Genomic DNA, 17431 nt, shown 5'->3' on the forward strand with positions numbered 1-17431 from the left:
AATCCGGCGCCGCAAAAGGCCCGGCAACTCCCAAAGCCGGGCGCCGGAAACCTCACCGCACCACCACAATCACGGCATCACGGCATCACGGCATCACGGCATCACGGCATCACGGCGCCACGTGTCATGGCGTCACGGCGCCACAAAGATGACCGCCGCGTCATCCCGGGCCTTGCCGCGCGGAAACGCCGCGCCCTCCGGGTCCGCCGCCTCCGCCGCCCGGACCCGGTCGATCAGCGACTGCGGGCCCTGCCCGGTCACCAGCGCCACGCAGTCGGCCCAGGAGCCCTCGTGGAAGACCTCCGTCCAGCGGCTCGCACCGTCGCTGAGCGCGGTCAGCGAACGCAGCCCGGAGCGCGGCACGCTGCCGCACACCGCACGGGCGGCCACCGCCGGATCGGCGGCCGCGGTGAAGAAGCCCCCCTCCGCGTTGCGCAGCGCCTCGACCGCCCGGGCGTACTTCCGGCCCGCCGCGGCCCGTTCCGCCGAGCCGCGGGGGAGTGCCCGTACGGCCGCGCGCCGGTCCCGGACCGCGGGCGGCAGCTCGTCCAGCCGCGGGTCGAGCACCGGCTGCACCGAGCCGTCCGCCCGCTCCAGGAGCAGCACCGAGTCGGACAGGACGAGGTATTCGACGGTGTCCCCTGACCACCGTGCGGCGATCACGGTTGCCTGTGGAGTGCGGGCGTGAGAAAGGTCACAGGTCGCCCGATGGGTATCGGCCGTCCGGGAGATGGCTGCGGAGAGAACCTCAGCGAGCGTCATATCCCGGTGTGAAACCGACAGTTCGAGCATTGCGCCACCGAGGCGCGCGGTGAACCACGGCACCGTGTGGCGGCATCCGTAGTCCTCCTCGGGGGGTGTCACCCCGTCCAGGAGGACGAGAGCTCCGCCCTGGCCGGCGGCCGGCAGGGCGACCGATGCGTAGTCCTCGTTTGGGCGTTGGGGGTCACCCGGCTCGGTGGCGAGTTCGATGCGCATGCCCGCCAGTCTGCCGGAGGCACCGGCTCCGCCCCTGGTGGCAGGAGCTGACAGCAGCGGGGGAGGGCGGTCGGGCGGCGGCGTACCGGAGGTAAGGACCGCCGGTCCGGCGGCGTGCGGGCGCGCATCCTTCCAGGAGCCGGACGCATCTCCAAACCCGTTCGGGGGTGGGCCGGGGTTGCGGCCGAAAACGTCGGCGCACGGAAGTTGATGGTCAAACTGCGATTGATGTTCACTCCTTCAGGTGGCCGGGCATGTGTTGCCGAGCCACTGCGCGGCGCCGGTGGAATGGTCGTTGCCCGGTCATGGGGTGGGGCCAGGACGTTCGTCGCGACGCGCAGAGCCGGGCTGTTTCCCCTCGCGGAAGTGTGTGCTGCTGCGTCTTCGCGCAGGTCCGCCCCCGTGAGCGGAGAGCGAGCCGGGTCCGCGACGCCATATGGCGTGGACAGGCGAGACAGGAATGCGAGCAGCGGTGCGGAAGATGCGGCTTCGAGGCGGCGCAAGGAAGCCGGGATCACCGGCCGGTTCGGTCTCGGGACCGAATACGGGCTCGGGTCCTGGTAAGGGGCCGGGCATGACGGACGGTGACGAGGACCGTGCGGGACGGCGTCCCGCACGCGTGCGCAACCGGCTCGTCGGGGCGGTGGCCGTGGTGGCCGCGGCCGTCCTCGGCGCCGGCGTCCCCGGGTTGACGGCCACGGCCGACGACGCCACCCACAGTCAGCAACTGGTCGATCTGGCCGGGCTGAACGCGCAGGCCGTCGCGCTGGCGCACTCCCTCGCCGACGAACGTGACGGCATGACCGCATACGTCGCCGCCGGGCACGGCAGCCGGACGGCCGCGGGAACGGTCAACTCCACGGTCAACGGTGCCCGGGCCGCCCGGACGAGCGACGCCGCGGCCCTGCGGGCCCAGCGTGCCCGCGTGGACCGGCAGATCGGCGAACTGCGCTCCGAGGCCCAGAATGCCTCGGGCGACACCGCGGTGTACAAGGCCGCCGCCAAGCTGCTGGGGACGCTGCCGCAAATCCGTCAAAAGGCGCTGTCCGCGGGTGGATCGGCCGAGCAGATCTATAACGCCTACACCCAGACGATCCAGGCGCTCGGTGCGATCGGCGACGACATCGCCCGTGAACTGCCCGCCCGCGCCAACGCCGCCGACGCCGACCTCCACGCGCTGCCCGCCCTCGGCCGCGCCACCGAACAGGCCGCGGGCACCCGGGCCCTGCTGCTCGCCGCGCTCAAGGCGGGCGGCAGCCAGCCCCGGCTGACGAACCTCGCCCAGGTCGCGCACCTGCGCGAACAGGGCGCGCTCGGCGACTTCCAGCAGGCCGCGAGCCAGGGCGCCAGGGACCGCTACGTCCGCACCGTCAACGGCGAGGACGTCAACACCGCCGAGCGCTATCTGGCCCGGCTGACCGACCAGCCCCGGCTGGACGCCCTCGATCTGCGGCTGAGCCGCCAGCGGGTCCAGGCCACGCTCACCAGCCGTATCGGTCTGATGCGCGGCGTCGAGTCCGCCATGGCCACCGCCGACATCCAGCACCTCGGCACGCTGCGCGACGACGACGTCACGGAGCTGGAGATCCGCCTCGGCCTGGAAGGGCTGTGCCTGCTGCTGGCCGTCGGCGCCGGCGTCTGGGCCGCCCGCTCCCTGACCCAGCCGCTGGCCGCGCTGCGGATCGGCGCCAAGCGGCTGGCCGCCGACCCCGCGCACGAGGACCCCCTCACCTACAAGGGCCGCAACGACGAATTCGCCACCACCGTGCGGTCCGTCAACGCGCTGCACGCCCAGGTCGCCGAGCTGGCGCGGCGCACCGCCGAGATGGAGAGCGAGCGCAAGCGGCTGATCAGCGGCCGGCAGCGGCTGGTCGCCGAGCGCGAGGTGCTGCAGGAGCAGGGCGAGGGCCTGAAGGAGGAGATCGCCGATCTCACCGAGCGGCTGGCGGCCCTGCGCTCCGGTGTGCACGGCCGGTTCGTCAACCTCTCGCTGCGCACCCTCGGCCTCGTGGAGCGCCAGCTCGGCGTCATCGAGTCGCTGGAGGAGAGCGAGCAGGACCCGGAACGGCTGGAAACCCTCTTCAAGCTGGACCACTTCGCCGCGCGGATGCGCCGCAACAGCGAGAACCTTCTCGTGCTGGCGGGCGCCGAGCAGTACAGCAACAACCACCCGGGCCCGGTACCGCTGCTGGACGTGATGCGAGCCTCGATCAGTGAGATCGAGCGCTACGAGCGGGTGCGTATCCAGTCGCTGCCGCCGCACTCCCAGGTCGCCGGATTCGCCGCGGACGACCTCAGCCACCTGATCGCCGAACTCCTGGAGAACGCCACCGCCTTCTCGCCGCCGGACGCCCATGTCGAGCTCTCCGGCTGGCTGCTGGAGAGCGGCGAGGTCATGCTCTCCGTCCAGGACGAGGGCATAGGGATGACCTCGGAGCGGATGGCCGAGCTCAACGAGCGGCTGACCGACGCCGAAGCCGCCTCGTCCTCCGAGACCGTCGACGAGGCGCTGGGCCTGGGCCTGTACGTCGTGGTGCGGCTGGCCGCCCGGCACGGTGTCCGGGTCCAGCTGCGGGACGCGAAGCACGGCGGCGTCACAGCCGTCGTCGTCCTGCCCGGCTCGATCCTGCCGACCCGGCCCGCCCCGTCGGCCTCCCCGGCGAGTGCGCACCAGGACGTGGCGCACACCCCGGGCCTGCCCGGCTCGGTCGCCGAGGCGAACTCCAACGCGCTGCCGACCCGGGGGGCCCGCCGGGATCCGGCAGCCGTGGCCGGCCCGCCGGCCGCCGCGGCCCATCGGCCCGGCCAGGGCCCGGACCGGGACACCCCGGCGCCCGGCCACGACGGCACCCCGGGCGCGGCCCCCGCGCCTGCCCCCGCCACCGACCCGCTCGTCGCCGCCGCGGAGCGCGCGATCGACGCGGCCGGACTCGGCGTGCAGCCCGGACCGGCACCCACCGAACCGCGGCCCGCGGGCTCCACCACGTACGCCGGTTCCGAGAAGAGCCCGTACGGCCCGCAGTCGCCCGGCCCCTACGCCGCCACCACCAGCGGCGCCGGCAAACACCGTCGGCCCGAGGACGACGCCGCCCCGGACCACGAGCCCGCCGGAGCCGGCGCGCCCTCGTCCGGCCCCTACGCCACCGGCCCCGACCCGCACACGGGCCCCGGGACGGACGCGGCACCCACGGACGCCGACGCGGCACCCGCCGACGTGTCCCCGGCCGGTACGCCGGCCGACCCACAGACCGCCGCCGCCCCGGCCGCGGAGGAGCGGCGGACGACCTCCATGGGGCTGCCCAAGCGCACCCCCAAGGTCGTGGCGCAGCAACAGGCGCCGACCGCACCGCGCAAGAGCGGTACGGCCAATGCCGAGGCGCTGCGGCGCCGCCTCGGCGGATTTCAGGCGGGAGCGCGAAGCGGCCGGCGTGACGTCGAAGCCGAGATCGCGGAACGTACAGCGGAGCTGACCACCCCACAGACGGACACCGACGGAGCGGGGGCCCCGGGAGAAAGCCACGTTGTCGAGGAGGCACGCGATTGAAGGCGCAAGCACCCACTGCTTACGGACAAGGTCTGAGCAGTCAGGCAAGGAATCTGCATTGGCTGCTGACCAACCTGGTCGACGAGGTACCGGGCATCCACTCGGTCGCGGTGGTCTCCTCCGATGGCCTGTTGCTGCTGTCGTCCGACCCGGGCCGGGCGGAAGAGGCGGCCCGGCCGGGCGGGGGTGACGGTCCGCGCGGATCCAGCGCGGATCTGGCCACCATCGTGTCCGGGCTGGGCAGCCTCACCCAGGGGGCCGCGAAGCTGATGGACGCCGGGACGGTCAAGCAGACGATGGTCACGATGGACGAGGGCAGCCTGTTCGTCATGTCGATCAGCGACGGCTCGCTGCTCGGGGTGCACACCACCCCGGACTGCGACATGAGCGGCATCGCCTACCACATGGCGTTGTTCGTCGGCCGGGCCGGTCATGTCCTCACCCCCGAACTCCGCAGTGAATTGCGTAAGTCGATGGAGAGCCCCCAGTGAGCGAACGTAGCGAGCGAATCATGGAGAGGTGCGCCCCGAGCGAGTGCGAGGGCGGACGAAGCGAGGTTTCGGCATGAGCAGTTCCCGCAAGCTCCCCGTACGCGGTGGGGAGCGGAAACCCTCGCGCGTGCGGCCGTACTCGCTCACCGGCGGCCGGACCCGGTTCGGCCATGTCCTGCTCGTCGAGACGTTCGTGGCCGCGCTGGAGGCGCCCGAGGAGCGGCGCGAGCTGACCTCCGGCGGCTGGGGCGACCGGGTGATGCCGGAGATGCGCGCGATCGTCGAGCTGTGCCGCCGGATGCGCTCGGTCGCGGAGATCTCCGCGCTCCTCAAGATGCCGCTGGGCGTGGTGCGTGTACTGCTCAGCGACCTCGCCGACCAGGGAAAGATTCGCGTCTACGGCACCGGGCACGGCTCCGGCCGGCCCGACCGCGCGCTGCTCGAAAGGGTGCTGAGTGGACTTCACAGGCTCTGACACGATATCGGCCGGGCCGACGGCGACCCCCGGTTCCGTGAGCCCGTCCGACCCGGCGGCCACGGCCGCCGACGCGGGGCTGCAGAGCTGGCAGACCGACCGTTCGCGGGCGCCGATCTCCACCAAGATCGTGGTGGCGGGCGGCTTCGGCGTCGGCAAGACCACGTTCGTCGGCTCGGTCTCGGAGATCACCCCGCTCCAGACCGAGGCGGTGATGACCCAGGCCAGCGCGGAAACGGACGATCTGACCGCCACCCCGGACAAGACCACGACCACGGTCGCGATGGACTTCGGGCGGATCACCCTCGACCAGGAGCTGGTGCTGTACCTGTTCGGCACGCCCGGACAGCAGCGCTTCTGGTTCATGTGGGACGACCTGGTGCGCGGTGCGATCGGTGCGATCGTGATGGCCGACACCCGGCGTCTGGAGGACTGTTTCCCGGCACTGGACTACTTCGAGAGCTGCGGACTGCCGTATGTCGTCGCGGTCAACCACTTCGAGGGGACCGAGGCGTTCGCCGTCGAGCACGTGCGTGAGGCGCTGACCGTGCCGTCGCACGTGCCTGTCGTGATCATGGACGCGCGGAAGCGGGTCACGGTGATCGAGTCGCTGCTCGCGCTGGTCGGCCATGCCCTGGAGACCGCGCCCGAGTAACCGGCCCCCGTACGGGGCCACGGCCCCGTACGGGCCACCCTCCCTCCCCGATCAACCAGCAGTAGCAGAGAAGAGTGCCGCCATGCGGAAAATACTCGTCGTCGGAGCCGGCCAGTCCGGTCTTCAGCTCGCCCTCGGCCTCCAGACCCGGGGTTACGAGGTCACCCTCATGTCCAACCGCACCGCCGACGAGATCCGCGCCGGCCGGGTCATGTCGACGCAGTGCATGTTCCACACCGCCCTCCAGCACGAGCGCGACCTCCAGATCAACTTCTGGGAGAGCCAGGCCCCGCGTATCGAGGGCCTTGGCGTCTCGGTCGCCGCCCCCGGCAGCCATGAGTCGCCCGAGGGCTCGCAGCGCGCCATCGACTGGGTCGGCAAGCTGGACGGCTACGCCCAGTCCGTCGACCAGCGGGTGAAGATGGCCGGCTGGATGGAGACCTTCGCGCAGCGCGGCGGCCAGCTCGTCATCCACGGCGCTGCCGTCTCCGACCTGGACTTCTTCGCGAGCCGCTACGACCTGACGCTGGTCTCGGCCGGCAAGGGCGAGCTGGTGTCCATGTTCGGCCGGGACGCCTCCCGCTCGCCGTACGACACCCCGCAGCGCGCGCTCGCCGTCTCCTACGTCCACGGCATGGGCCCGCGCCCCGAGCACCCCGAGTTCGAAGCGGTGCGCTGCAACCTGGTGCCCGGCGTCGGCGAGCTGTTCGTCATGCCGACGTACACCACCTCCGGCCGCGCCGACATCCTCTTCTGGGAGGGCATACCCGGCGGTCCGCTGGACGCCTTCCAGGGCGTCAAGGACCCCAACGAGCACCTTGCCCTGACGCTGGAGCTGATGGAGAAGTTCCTGCCCTGGGAGTACGCCCGCGCCACCGAGGTCGAACTGACCGACGCCAACGGCACGCTGGCCGGCCGCTACGCCCCCTCCGTGCGCAACCCCATCGGCCGGCTGCCCTCCGGCGGCCTGGTGCTCGGTGTCGCGGACGTCGTGGTCGCCAACGACCCGATCACCGGCCAGGGCTCCAACTCGGCCTCCAAGTGCGCCGCCTCCTACCTGGCCTCCATCGTCGAGCGCGGTGACCGGCCGTTCGACGGGGAGTGGATGCAGAGCACCTTCGAGCGCTACTGGGACACCGCCCAGCACGTCACCAAGTGGACCAACGCGATGCTGGCCCCGCCGCCGGAGCACATCCTGAACCTCATCGGCGCGGCCGGCCAGCTGCAGCCCGTCGCCGACCGCTTCGCCAACGGGTTCAACGACCCGTCCGACTTCGAGAACTTCTTCTACGAGCCGGAGAAGACGAATGCGTATCTTGCGTCGTTGACTGGCTGAGAACCGCCTGCGGCGGGGGCTTGTCCTCCCACGTGGTGAGGTGCGGCGCCGTGCCGGTCCTCCCCGCCTCCGGCGGGGAGGGGGTGGGTTTTCGGGCTGTCGCCGCGGCGCGTGGTGTGTCGTGGTGGCGGTGACGAGCCTCCGGCGGTGGGGGCGGGACTGCTTCGCTTTACGCTCCGCTGCGCTCCGCCTTTGCTCTTTCTCGGAGCCTGCGGAAGCAAAGCCCCGCACCCCACCGCCTCCGGCCCGTCACCTCAGGTGGGTGCGGTGGCCGGCCGTGGGGTAGTGGTCAACGCGGCTTGCGCCAGGGCCACTTCGGTCCGTCGTCCGGCGCCTTGCCCTCCGGGGCGTACTCGTACTTCCATCCGCTGGGCAGGCCCAGGCGGCCCACCCGTGCCGGGACACGGCGGTAGACGTGCACCGTCGGCGGCCGGTCGTCGTCGTGCGGTACGGGGACCTCGTACGTCTTCGGCGGCTGGCCGGTCGCGCCGACCAGGACGGGCAGTACCCGGCCGTCCAGCGGGCCGCCGACGAAGAGGGTGTTCTCGCTTCTCACGCCCTCAGTGTCACACCGCCAGGGCCGGGTGGCTGATCACAGCAGATGCGCGGCGTCGCTCACGACGGGCAGGATGCGGCGGGCCAGGTCGCCGGCCGGGCCGTCGGTGGTCTCCAGCTTCAGCGCCGCCCGGGTCACCCGGGCGGTCTGCGGGTCCGTGGCCGCGGTGGCGGTCAGCAGCGCGACGAAGTGGTCGACCAGCCAGTCCCGCAGCTCGTCGAGGGCCGGCTGCTTGTCCTCGTCCAGCCAGATCAGCGAGGCGGCCTCGACGGCGGTGATCCACATGCGGACGGTCATCCGCAGCCGCAGGCCCGGCTCCGGCTCGCCCAGATGCCGCAGGATCTGGTCGGCGGCGGCGCGCCGCACCTCGTCCACGATCGCGGACGTACGGGTGGTCTCGACGACGCTGCCGCCCTGCAGCAGCGCGCTGAACCCCGCGTCGTGCTCGTCGACGAAGGCCAGATAGCGGTCCAGTGCGCGCGAGAGCCGACGGGTCAGCGGTCCGGTCTCCGGCTCGGCGAAGCAGCGCTCCAGGACGTCCGCCGCGCTGCGCAGCGCGGCCTCGTACAACTGCTGCTTGCCGCCGGGGAAGTAGCGGTAGACCAGCGGGCGCGAGACCTCGGCGGCGGTGGCGACATCGTCCAGCGAGACGTCCTCGGGCGCGCGGTGCGCGAACAGGCCCAGCGCGGCGGTGAGCAGTTGGCTGCGGCGCTGCTCCACGCTCAGCCTGCGGTATGCGGGTCGGGGTACTGCTGGGGCGGTGCCGCTGCCGTTCATGAACAGCAGCGTAGCCGCCCCGGGTTCCGGCTCGCACAGGTGCTCGGGGTGAACGGGGTCCATGGCCGGGGGCCTCAGGCCAGCAGTCCCGAGCTCCGCCACAGCCTGCGGCCCACACCGCGCAGTACCCCGATCTCGTCCAGGAAATCGGTCAGCCGCCGGGCACCGGACTGCATCACCTCGCGACGGTGCCCACTGGCCTTGACCTGGGCGACGGCCTCGCGCCGGTCCAGGCCCACGTGGGTGTAGACGGCCGGGTTGACGAAGGCGACCGAGAAGACCCGGGCCGCCTCGCCGGAGCTGACGCGGGTCAACTCCCGCTCCCAGCGCGGCGCGGTGACCATCTGGCGGCGCAGCTCCTCACGGGCGTAGCGCACATGCCGGGCCTCCTCGACGACATGGATGCGGGTCACCCCGCGCACGATCGTCTGCACCCGCTCGTCCGGGAACGTCAGCCGCTGCATCCAGTCCAGGATCTCCTCGCCGAGCAGGGTGCAGGCGAACGAGCCCGGGGTGGTGGAGACGGTCTTGAGGACGCGGGCGAGCTGGTGGTTGAGCCGGGAGACCGGGTACGCCGGCGCGCCGCCCTTCTGGATCAGGCGCGCGAACATCTTGGAGTGCCGGCACTCGTCGGCGATCTCGGTCAGGGCGTAGCGGACGTGCGCGCTGGTCACCGGCTTGTCGTAGATGTGCCGGACGAGCAGCTGCATCAGGATGATCTCGAACCAGATGCCCAGCGAGGCGAGCGAGGCGGCCTCGTGCCGGGAGAGTTCCTGCTGCTGTTCGAGCGACATCCGCTTCCACAGCGGGGTGTCGTAGAGCGAGACCAGCTCCGGCGGCCAGAACCACTTGCCCTCTTCGAGGGGGGCGTCCCAGTCGAGTGCGGTGTCGGGGTCGAAGGAGTGCTTGGCGGAGGAGTCGAGCAGCCGCTCGGCGACCTGCTCACGGTCCTTGAGCAGGCCGAGGGCGTCCCGCAGGAGCCCGGTGTCCTTCGCGGTCATCTCGGTGGGTGCGCTCGTCATGGCTGTGGCTACCTCGCTGGTGGATCAGGGCCGGCCCGCGGTCACCTCTTATGAGACTGCGTGTCAGCAAGGGCGTCAATCCCCTGCGCACGACTTATTGACCCGTCGGTAAGAAACGTGTGAGCCTGCCAACGACCGCCCGTGACAAGGCGTTTGGCGAGCCGAGGAGGCGTCCGTGTCGACCCGAGATCTCTACGTACAGGACCCTGGCGACCCCGTGTGGAAGGTGCCCGCCTCCGGCGCGGCACGCTTCAGCTGGGACTACGACGACGGACGCGACCGGCTGCTGGCCCTCTATCAGAAGGGCAAGGACAAGCAGTGGGACGCCACCTTGCGGATCGACTGGGACCAGGAGGTCGACCCCTGTGACCCGCTCGGCACCCCGGACGAGTCCATGTCCCTGTACGGCACCAGGTACTGGGACAAAATGACCGAGAAGGACCGCGGCGAACTGCGTCAGCACTACACCTCCTGGCAGTTCAGCCAGTTCCTGCACGGCGAACAGGGCGCCATGGTCTGCGCGGCACGGATCGTGGAATCCGTCCCGGATCTCGACGCGAAGTTCTACTCCGCCACCCAGACCATGGACGAGGCGCGGCACGCCGAGATCTACAGCCGCTTCCTCCAGGAGAAGATCGGGATGCTCTACCCGATCAACGACAACCTCCAGGCGCTGCTCTCCGACACCCTCAAGGACTCCCGCTGGGACATGCCGTACCTCGGTATGCAGGTGCTGATCGAGGGCCTGGCGCTGGCCGCCTTCGGCATGATCCGCGACACCACCACCAAGCCCCTGCCCCGGCAGATCCTCGCCTACGTCATGCAGGACGAGGCGCGCCACGTCGCCTTCGGCCGCATGGCGCTGCGCGACTACTACAAGCAGCTCACCGACGCCGAACTGCGCGAACGCGAGGAGTTCGTCATCGAGGGCTGCTACCTGATGCGCGACCGCCTGCGCGGCCTGGAAGTCCTCGAGAACTTCGGCATTCCGCACGACGAAGCCGCCGAATTCACCGAGAACTCCGAATTCCTGCACCTCTTCCGCAAGCTGCTCTTCAGCCGGATCGTGCCCTGTGTGAAGGACATCGGCCTGTGGGGCGAACGCCTCCAGCGCGCTTATGTGGACATGGGAGTCTTCGAGATGGGCGACTCCAACCTCGATCTGCTCATGGCCGAGGACGAGGAGATCGCCGAAAAGCTCGACGCGGAGCGTTTTGCAGCGGAGGAGGAGGCTCGTACGGCGGAGGTCGCGGCGGCCATCGCGGAGGGCGCGGACGAGGGCTGAGCGGGGGGATGTCAGATCCGGGTGGTGGATGTCAGATCCGGGTGGTGGATGTCGGGCCCGGGTGGTGGATGTCAGACCGGGGCGGTGGATGTCAGACCCCTGTGCTGTCGTTGACGCAGTGACGTTCGGCGATCTCCGGCGACGTCCGACGCGAAAGGGCAGCGCATGAACCGCGAGCAGTGGCGGCCGTTCCTCAAACGCTGGAGTGAGGAGTGGATCCTCGGGCACGACCCCGAGCGGGACGCGCCCCTGGATGACGAAGTCATACGGGACGGGTGGCTCGGGTTCGCCCCGGCGAGCGCCGATGAGGTCGCGGCAGCCGAGGCCCGCCTGGGCCGGGCGCTGCCGCCGTCGCTGCGCGAGTTCCTGCTGACCACCAACGGGTGGCGGGACGCCGGGACCTTCATCTACCGGCTCGCGGGCACCTCCGAGCTCGCCTGGCTGGCCGACAGCGACGAGAACTCCGGCTGGATCGACGCGTACGGCGAGACCGAGTTCGCCGACGAGGACGAGGGCGAAGAGCCCGAGGGCGAAATCCTTGCCCGTGCCCTGCGCCTCTCCCTCGACGGCGACGCCGCGGTCATGCTCCTCGATCCCGCGGACGCCGACGCGCGCGGCGAATGGGCCGGCTACTGGCTCGCCTCGTGGTCGGGGAGGGGGCCGCAGCGCTTCGACTCCTTCCATGACCTGATGTGCGGCCAGTACGACTCGTTCCACCGCCTCCGGGACCGGAGGGCGTAAGGCGGAGGCGGAGCGGGAGCCACGGTTATCGGGCCGTGCCGTCCGGGAGCCCGTCCTGCAAGAAGTCCCGTACCCGGCGGACCAGTTCGGCGGCCCGGCCGTACGGCATGGAGTGGTGGCCCACGCCCGCCACGGTCCCGATCCGTACGCCCGGCGTCCGTGCGGCCCGTGCGGCGACCCGGCGCAGGGCGTGCGCCCGGCTCCGCTCCGCGAGCAGTACCAGGGTCGGCACCGGCGCTCCGCCCGGCCCGGCGACGTCCGGGCGCGGCCCCGTGATCACCTTCGCGGTGCGGAACTCGGCGCCGCCCAGGCCCATCAGCCGCACCAGTTCCGGCGCGGGCGGCGCACCCTGCGTCTCCCACTCCAGGAACCGCCGGGTGCTCCGCTCCCCGGGCCGCACGAACAGCGGCAGCGCATGCAGCAGATACGACGGCCGGAACCCGGCGAAACACTGGGTGGGATCGAGCAGCACCACCCGCTCCACCCTGTTCGGCGTCCTGGGGGAGGGGGAGTGCTGCTTCCCGGCGGCGTGCACCGCGTAACTCAGCGCGAGCCAGCCGCCGTACGAGTGCCCGAGCAGCGCCGCCGACTCCAGGCCGAGTCCGCTGAGCACACCGTCGAGCCAGGCGAACAGATCCTCCGGCCGCCGCAGCGCCCGCCCGGAGTGCACGCTGAGTCCCGGCGCGCCGATCTGGTCCACGGCATACATCCGGTGCGTACGGGCGAGCTCGGCGGCCTGGGCGTACCAGATGGCCGAGGTGGTGCCGCCGCCGTGCAGCAGGACCAGCGGCGGGGCATCGGCCGGCCCGCAGGCATGGACCCGGGTGCTGCCGAACTCCGAGGGCAGGTCGATCCGTTCCACCGGGACCGGCCAGAGCGCCATGGCCTGCTCGTAGGCGGCGTGAAAAGCGGCGGAGGGGGAGTGCGCGGGGGAGTGCGTGTCGGGGGCTGCTGTCATGGGGCACCTCCGGGGCAGGGGGAGCGGCGAACGAGGAGCCTCGCCAACGCCTCGTTCGGCAAGTATCTCGCTGAACGAGGTAATAATGCAGGAGTCCGGCACCGGACGTCAGGAGTGCGGCGAAAGCCGTGGTGGGTTCGGGGAGGACACCGTGAGCCCGGGGGGACGCCGTGAGCCCGGACAGGGCGCCGTGGGCCCGGGGCACGTGCGAGGGGCCAGGGGAGGGTGCCATCAGGCCGGATAGGACACCATGAGCCCGGAAAGCGAGGCGATGACGCATGACGAGGCGGCAAGCCCCCGACGGGCCGGTGGAACCCGGTGAAGCGGTGGCACCCGATGATGAACCGGCTGACCGAAAGGAACCGGCTGAACCGGCTGAACCGGTCGAACCGGCTGAACCGGCCGAACCGGCCGGGATGGACCTGGTCCATCTGCTCCGTGAGGTGACGCTGCGACTCGACCTTGCGGGAGCGCGGTTCGCCGGCGACAACGGCCTGCACCCCACCGATCTCCGGGCCCTGATCAGCCTGCTGGACGCGGCCCGCAACGGAGCCGAGTCCACCCCCGGCCGGCTCGGCGAGCGGCTGGGCCTGAACTCCGCCGGCACCACGGCGCTGATCGACCGCCTCGAACGGCTCGGCCTGATCCGCCGGGTCCGCGACACCCGCGACCGGCGCCGGGTCCTGCTGGAGGTCGATGAGCGCGCGGTCACCCTGGGCCGCTCGTTCTTCGGCCCGCTGATCGACCGCACGATCGCCCTGCTGGCCACCTTCGAGGCCGGGGAACAGGCGGCGATCCGGCGGTTCCTGAGCGGGGTGCGGGACGCGGTCGGGGAGGGGTAGGGGGCGGGCTTGGCCGGGTCGCGGGGGCCGAGGGCATCCGTGTCGGACCGTGCGCTGAGCCTTCGTCGTCCTGGTGGGCGGCGGTACGGCGGCCTCATGGCGCGGTCGGTCTTCAGACCGCGGGCAGGAGCCCCTGGGGCCGTTCGGCCCGGCACCGGGAGCCATTCGTCCGATGTCCACCGAAGCCGTTCCCTGTCCACGCTGGGAGGGAGGAATCCGGCCGAGGGAAGTGATCGGCATGATGTGGTACGGCGGCTGGGGCTGGGGCTGGGGCGGCTGGTTCGTCATGACCGTGGTCATGGTGCTGTTCTTCGCGCTGGTGATCGTCGGCATCGTGGCCCTGCTCCGTTACCTGACCGGCGCCCACCGTGGCTCCCGGCCCCCTTCGCCCCCTCCGGCCGGCGAGTACGGATGGGGCGGCAGCCGAGCGGAGGACCTGCTCGCCGAGCGATTCGCCCGCGGGGAAATCGACGAGGACGAGTACAAGCGTCGCCTGGCGCTGCTGCGGGAACAGCGGTGAACGCGGACCGCCGGCGCCGGATGCGGCTGCTGCCGGGCGGTCCACCGTGCCCGGCTCCCGGCGCGGGGTGATGCCGTGCGCGCGGTGAGGCGGCGCCTACCGCTTACCGGACCGTGCCAGCCACCGCCCCTCGTGCCGGGACACCTCGATCGGACGGCCGAAGCACGCGGTCATCCGCTCTCCCGTCAGAACCTCGTCCACCGGGCCGCGCGCCTGCACCCGGCCCTCGCGCAGCAGCAGGGCGTGGCCGATGGACGGCGACAGCTCCTCCAGATGGTGGGTGACCGTCACGGTCGCCAACTCCGGCCGTGCCAGGGCCAGCCGGTGCAGCGCATCGATCAGATCCTCGCGGGAGGGCAGATCGAGCGCGTTGAACGGCTCGTCGAGCAGCAGCAGCCGGGGGTCGGCCATCAGGGCGCGGGCGATCAGGATCCTGGCGCGCTGGCCGCCCGAGCAGACGCCGAACGGCCGCTCCGCCAGCTCCTTGCAGTCCAGCTCGGCAAGCAGCTCATGGGCGCGCTCACGGGTCGCCTCGTCGTACTTGCGCCACAACGGCTGCACGGTGCCGGTCGCCCCGGTCAGGACGACCGTGTGGCCCGTCGCGTCCTGCGGAACCTTCTGCGCGCCGGAGGCCAGTCCGATGACGGCGCGCAGCTCGCGGACGTCCACGGACCCGAGCCGGTGCCCCAGCACCTCGACGCTGCCGACGGTCGGGAACATCAGCGCCCCGACGAGACGCAGGATGGTGGTCTTGCCCGCGCCGTTCGCACCGAGCAGCGCCCAGTGCTCACCGGACCGTACGCTCCAGTCGACGGCGTCGAGGATGATCTGGCCGGTGGCGTACCGCTGGACGCCGACGCCCTCCAGGGCGGCGATCACACGGGCTTCTCCGGGTGCCGGCTGCGGGGCGGGCCGCAACGGGGACGGCACGGACTCCCGGGGCTGCGACGGCTGCGACGGCTGTGTCGAAGGCTGCGTAGAGCTCATCCGCCGCAGACTAGCTGTGTACGACACCTTTCTGCGGAGGTGTCCGATGCATGGACCCCCACCGCGACAACGGAAGCCGGCAGCGGAAACCGGCAACGGAAACCGGCAACGGAAACCGGCAAAGGACGTAGCCCGGAGCCCGGCGCCCGCTACCGCTGGGTCAGCCCCAACAGCTCCCGCACCCGCGCGTACTTCGCCGTCAGCCGCTCCCGGGTCGGCGCGTCCAGCGCGGCCAGCCGCTCCGGACCGGCGTTGTGCGCGAGGTCGGACTCCTTGACCAGCAGCGCCCCGGGCGTGGCCAGGATGCGCGCGGTGTACTCCTCGACCGGTTCGTCCGCCCGCTTGGTGACGGCCTCGATCATCGCCTTGGTCGTCTCGCCCAGCGCCGCACCGGCCAGCCACTCCCGGCTCAGGGCCCCGTCCTCGACCGCGTCGTGCAGCCAGGCGGCGGCGATCTGCTCATCGCTGCCGCCCCGCTCACGTACCCCCGCCGCGACCGCGGCCAGGTGTTCGGCATACGGACGGCCCGCCTTGTCGGTCTGACCCGAGTGCGCGCGCCGGGCCAGCGCCTCCACTTCGGCCAGGGACAACAGCGGGGGCGGAGCAGGTTCCATGGAAGGGATCGCATCAGCCATGCGGCCATTGTGACGCCGGCCCGGCCAACCGGTCACACCCGAAGGGCCTCAGCCCAGAGCGGCCGCCATCACCGCCCGTGCGATCGGCGCGGCGCTCCCCCCGCCGCTGATGTCCGCACGGTCGGCGGCCGCGTCCTCGACCACCACGGCCACGGCCACGGCCGGCTCGTAACCGTCCTTCTGCCGCGCCCAGGAGATGAACCAGGCATACGGCGTGCCCTCGTTGCGCACACCGTGCTGCGCGGTGCCGGTCTTGCCGCCGACCGTGACGCCCTTGATCGCGGCGAGCCGCCCGCTGCCGTGCTCGACGACGTCGACCATCATGTCCTGGAGCTGCTGCGCCGTGACCGGATTGGTCACCTGGCGGGTGGGGCGGTGCGGATCGCCGGCGACCACCACACCCCGGGCATCGGTCACCTTGTCGACGAGCGAAGGCGCCGTCAGCTGGCCCCCGTCGGCGACCGCCGCCGCGACCATCGCCATCTGGAGCGGTGTGGCGGCGGTGTCGTACTGCCCGATGGCGGAGAGCGCGACCTGCGAGGTGTCCATCCGCGTATCGAAGTTGCTCGGCGCGACGGGCGAGGGGATGGCCAGCCGCCGGTCGTTGAAGCCGAACCGCCGGGCCGTATCGGCCATGCGGCGCAGTCCGATCTGCGCGCCCAGCCGCGCGAAGACGGTGTTGCACGAGGCCCGGAAGGCGTCCTTGAGCGAGGCGTCCTCGCAGCCCTTCGCGGCATTGCCGAGCCGGGTGTCGGTGCCGGGCAGCGGGTAGGGGTCGGGCGAATCGGTGGGCGCGTCGATATCGGTGACCCTGCCGCTCTCCAGGGCCGCCGCGGCGGTGACGACCTTGAACGTGGAGCCGGGCGGATAGGTCTGGCGCAGCGCCCGGTTGAGCATCGGCTGCTGCTCGGCGCCGTTCAGCCGGTGCCAGGCCTCGGTGACCTCGGCGCCGTTGCCGGACAGCTCGCCCGGGTCGTACGACGGCGTACTGACCAGGGCCAGGACCCGTCCCGTACGCGGCTCGATCGCGGCCACCGCGCCCTTCTTGTCCCCCAGCCCGTCGAACGCGGCGCGCTGCATCCGCGGGTTGATGGTGGTGTGGACACTGCCGCCCGGCCGGTGGGCGTGGGTCAGCCGGTCCCACCAGGGGAAGGGGGCCAGCCGGTCGTCGGCCCCGGAGAGGACGCCGTCCTCGGCGCTCTCCAGCAGGGAGGTCCCGTACGTCTGCGAGGAGTAGCCGGTGACCGGTGCGTACAGCGGCCCGTCGGTATAGGTGCGCTCGTAGCGCAGCCGCCCCCCGCTGTCCCGGGAACCGGTGACCGCGCGGCCGGCGACGAGCACGGCACCGCGCGGCTGTGCGTAACGGACGATCGGCCCCCGGCGGTTGGCCGGGCTGGCGCTGAAGCGTTCCGCGTCGACGACCTGCACCCGGGCGGCGTTGAGCAGCAGCGCCACGAGGAGGAGGAAGGAGAAGGCCGCGGTGAGGCGAATACAGCGGATCAACGGCCGGATCCCCTCTGCTCCCCGGAGTCCGTGGCCGCCCTCTGCTCCGTGGCCCTGCTCTGCTCCGTGGCCGCCCTCTGCTCCGTGGCCCTGCTCTGCTCCGTGGACCCGCTCACCGCCTCCGGC

The 17431-nt window shown here is 71.8% G+C and carries 17 protein-coding genes; 9 read left to right on the forward strand and 8 right to left on the reverse strand.

The window, feature by feature from the left end:
* Positions 1-132 precede the first annotated feature (132 nt).
* Positions 133-978, reverse strand: coding sequence for a protein phosphatase 2C domain-containing protein (locus ABZ851_RS10670; protein WP_361124693.1), 846 nt, complete (start codon positions 976-978; stop codon positions 133-135).
* A gap of 574 nt (positions 979-1552) precedes the next feature.
* Here ABZ851_RS10670 and ABZ851_RS10675 point away from each other — a divergent pair.
* The 5 genes from ABZ851_RS10675 (at position 1553) to ABZ851_RS10695 (ending at position 7479) form a co-directional block, all read left to right on the forward strand.
* The gene (locus tag ABZ851_RS10675; protein WP_361124695.1) at positions 1553-4522 is read left to right on the forward strand and encodes a nitrate- and nitrite sensing domain-containing protein; all 2970 of its coding nucleotides are present in this window, start codon (positions 1553-1555) and stop codon (positions 4520-4522) included.
* On the forward strand, positions 4519-5013 hold the full coding sequence (locus ABZ851_RS10680; RefSeq protein ID WP_361124697.1) for a roadblock/LC7 domain-containing protein: 495 nt from the start codon (positions 4519-4521) through the stop codon (positions 5011-5013). Before ABZ851_RS10675 ends, ABZ851_RS10680 begins: the two co-directional genes overlap by 4 nt.
* 73 nt (positions 5014-5086) lie before the next feature.
* Positions 5087-5488 (forward strand): DUF742 domain-containing protein, encoded by a 402-nt coding sequence (locus tag ABZ851_RS10685; RefSeq protein ID WP_086720132.1) that lies wholly within the window; start codon positions 5087-5089, stop codon positions 5486-5488.
* A 37-nt stretch (positions 5489-5525) separates the two neighbouring features.
* Entirely contained in the window at positions 5526-6143 is a 618-nt protein-coding gene (locus ABZ851_RS10690; protein ID WP_361124700.1) for an ATP/GTP-binding protein, read from the forward strand.
* Between the two features lie 82 nt (positions 6144-6225).
* Positions 6226-7479: a styrene monooxygenase/indole monooxygenase family protein gene (locus tag ABZ851_RS10695; RefSeq protein ID WP_361124702.1), complete on the forward strand. Its 1254-nt coding sequence runs from the start codon at positions 6226-6228 to the stop codon at positions 7477-7479.
* Positions 7480-7768: 289 nt separating this feature from the next.
* Here the strand turns inward: ABZ851_RS10695 and ABZ851_RS10700 are convergent, their stop codons facing one another.
* From ABZ851_RS10700 to ABZ851_RS10710, 3 genes are all read right to left on the reverse strand, one after another.
* Positions 7769-8035, reverse strand: coding sequence for a hypothetical protein (locus ABZ851_RS10700; protein WP_336050171.1), 267 nt, complete (start codon positions 8033-8035; stop codon positions 7769-7771).
* 36 nt (positions 8036-8071) lie between these two features.
* Positions 8072-8812 carry a TetR/AcrR family transcriptional regulator gene (locus ABZ851_RS10705; RefSeq protein WP_088802345.1) on the reverse strand — a complete coding sequence of 247 codons (741 nt, stop codon included), beginning with the start codon at positions 8810-8812 and terminating at the stop codon, positions 8072-8074.
* 74 nt (positions 8813-8886) lie between these two features.
* The gene (locus ABZ851_RS10710; RefSeq protein WP_361124705.1) at positions 8887-9834 is read right to left on the reverse strand and encodes a diiron oxygenase; all 948 of its coding nucleotides are present in this window, start codon (positions 9832-9834) and stop codon (positions 8887-8889) included.
* 175 nt (positions 9835-10009) lie between these two features.
* Between ABZ851_RS10710 and ABZ851_RS10715 the strand changes: the two genes are divergently transcribed.
* Positions 10010-11119 (forward strand): ferritin-like domain-containing protein, encoded by a 1110-nt coding sequence (locus tag ABZ851_RS10715; protein ID WP_361124707.1) that lies wholly within the window; start codon positions 10010-10012, stop codon positions 11117-11119.
* Positions 11120-11284: 165 nt separating this feature from the next.
* On the forward strand, positions 11285-11860 hold the full coding sequence (locus ABZ851_RS10720) for an SMI1/KNR4 family protein (RefSeq protein ID WP_361124709.1): 576 nt from the start codon (positions 11285-11287) through the stop codon (positions 11858-11860).
* A 25-nt stretch (positions 11861-11885) separates the two neighbouring features.
* Here the strand turns inward: ABZ851_RS10720 and ABZ851_RS10725 are convergent, their stop codons facing one another.
* Positions 11886-12818: an alpha/beta hydrolase gene (locus ABZ851_RS10725; protein WP_361124711.1), complete on the reverse strand. Its 933-nt coding sequence runs from the start codon at positions 12816-12818 to the stop codon at positions 11886-11888.
* A 416-nt stretch (positions 12819-13234) separates the two neighbouring features.
* On the opposite strand from ABZ851_RS10725, the gene ABZ851_RS10730 reads away from it, so the two are divergent.
* Together ABZ851_RS10730 and ABZ851_RS10735 are read left to right on the forward strand one after the other, a co-directional pair.
* Positions 13235-13660 carry a helix-turn-helix domain-containing protein gene (locus ABZ851_RS10730; RefSeq protein WP_361124713.1) on the forward strand — a complete coding sequence of 142 codons (426 nt, stop codon included), beginning with the start codon at positions 13235-13237 and terminating at the stop codon, positions 13658-13660.
* A gap of 238 nt (positions 13661-13898) precedes the next feature.
* Positions 13899-14180 carry a hypothetical protein gene (locus tag ABZ851_RS10735; protein WP_361124959.1) on the forward strand — a complete coding sequence of 94 codons (282 nt, stop codon included), beginning with the start codon at positions 13899-13901 and terminating at the stop codon, positions 14178-14180.
* Positions 14181-14276: 96 nt separating this feature from the next.
* Here the strand turns inward: ABZ851_RS10735 and ABZ851_RS10740 are convergent, their stop codons facing one another.
* From ABZ851_RS10740 to ABZ851_RS10750, 3 genes are all read right to left on the reverse strand, one after another.
* A complete protein-coding gene (locus ABZ851_RS10740; RefSeq protein ID WP_336050264.1) occupies positions 14277-15059 on the reverse strand; it encodes an ATP-binding cassette domain-containing protein in 783 nt (260 codons plus the stop codon).
* Positions 15060-15316: 257 nt separating this feature from the next.
* Positions 15317-15802, reverse strand: coding sequence for an HD domain-containing protein (locus ABZ851_RS10745; RefSeq protein ID WP_361124715.1), 486 nt, complete (start codon positions 15800-15802; stop codon positions 15317-15319).
* Positions 15803-15850: 48 nt separating this feature from the next.
* The gene (locus ABZ851_RS10750) at positions 15851-17305 is read right to left on the reverse strand and encodes a penicillin-binding transpeptidase domain-containing protein (RefSeq protein WP_361124717.1); all 1455 of its coding nucleotides are present in this window, start codon (positions 17303-17305) and stop codon (positions 15851-15853) included.
* Positions 17306-17431: the final 126 nt, after the last annotated feature.

The organism is Streptomyces sp. NPDC047049, from assembly GCF_040643995.1.
Classification (GTDB): domain Bacteria; phylum Actinomycetota; class Actinomycetes; order Streptomycetales; family Streptomycetaceae; genus Streptomyces; species Streptomyces mooreae.

Coding starts and splice junctions, on each gene's coding strand:
- ABZ851_RS10670 (WP_361124693.1), bottom strand. CDS start 978: ATGCGCATCGAACTCGCCACCGAGCCGGGTGACCCCCAACGCCCAAAC.
- ABZ851_RS10675 (WP_361124695.1), top strand. CDS start 1,553: ATGACGGACGGTGACGAGGACCGTGCGGGACGGCGTCCCGCACGCGTG.
- ABZ851_RS10685 (WP_086720132.1), top strand. CDS start 5,087: ATGAGCAGTTCCCGCAAGCTCCCCGTACGCGGTGGGGAGCGGAAACCC.
- ABZ851_RS10695 (WP_361124702.1), top strand. CDS start 6,226: ATGCGGAAAATACTCGTCGTCGGAGCCGGCCAGTCCGGTCTTCAGCTC.
- ABZ851_RS10705 (WP_088802345.1), bottom strand. CDS start 8,812: ATGAACGGCAGCGGCACCGCCCCAGCAGTACCCCGACCCGCATACCGC.
- ABZ851_RS10710 (WP_361124705.1), bottom strand. CDS start 9,834: ATGACGAGCGCACCCACCGAGATGACCGCGAAGGACACCGGGCTCCTG.
- ABZ851_RS10720 (WP_361124709.1), top strand. CDS start 11,285: ATGAACCGCGAGCAGTGGCGGCCGTTCCTCAAACGCTGGAGTGAGGAG.
- ABZ851_RS10725 (WP_361124711.1), bottom strand. CDS start 12,818: ATGACAGCAGCCCCCGACACGCACTCCCCCGCGCACTCCCCCTCCGCC.
- ABZ851_RS10730 (WP_361124713.1), top strand. CDS start 13,235: ATGGACCTGGTCCATCTGCTCCGTGAGGTGACGCTGCGACTCGACCTT.
- ABZ851_RS10735 (WP_361124959.1), top strand. CDS start 13,899: ATGATGTGGTACGGCGGCTGGGGCTGGGGCTGGGGCGGCTGGTTCGTC.
- ABZ851_RS10745 (WP_361124715.1), bottom strand. CDS start 15,802: ATGGCTGATGCGATCCCTTCCATGGAACCTGCTCCGCCCCCGCTGTTG.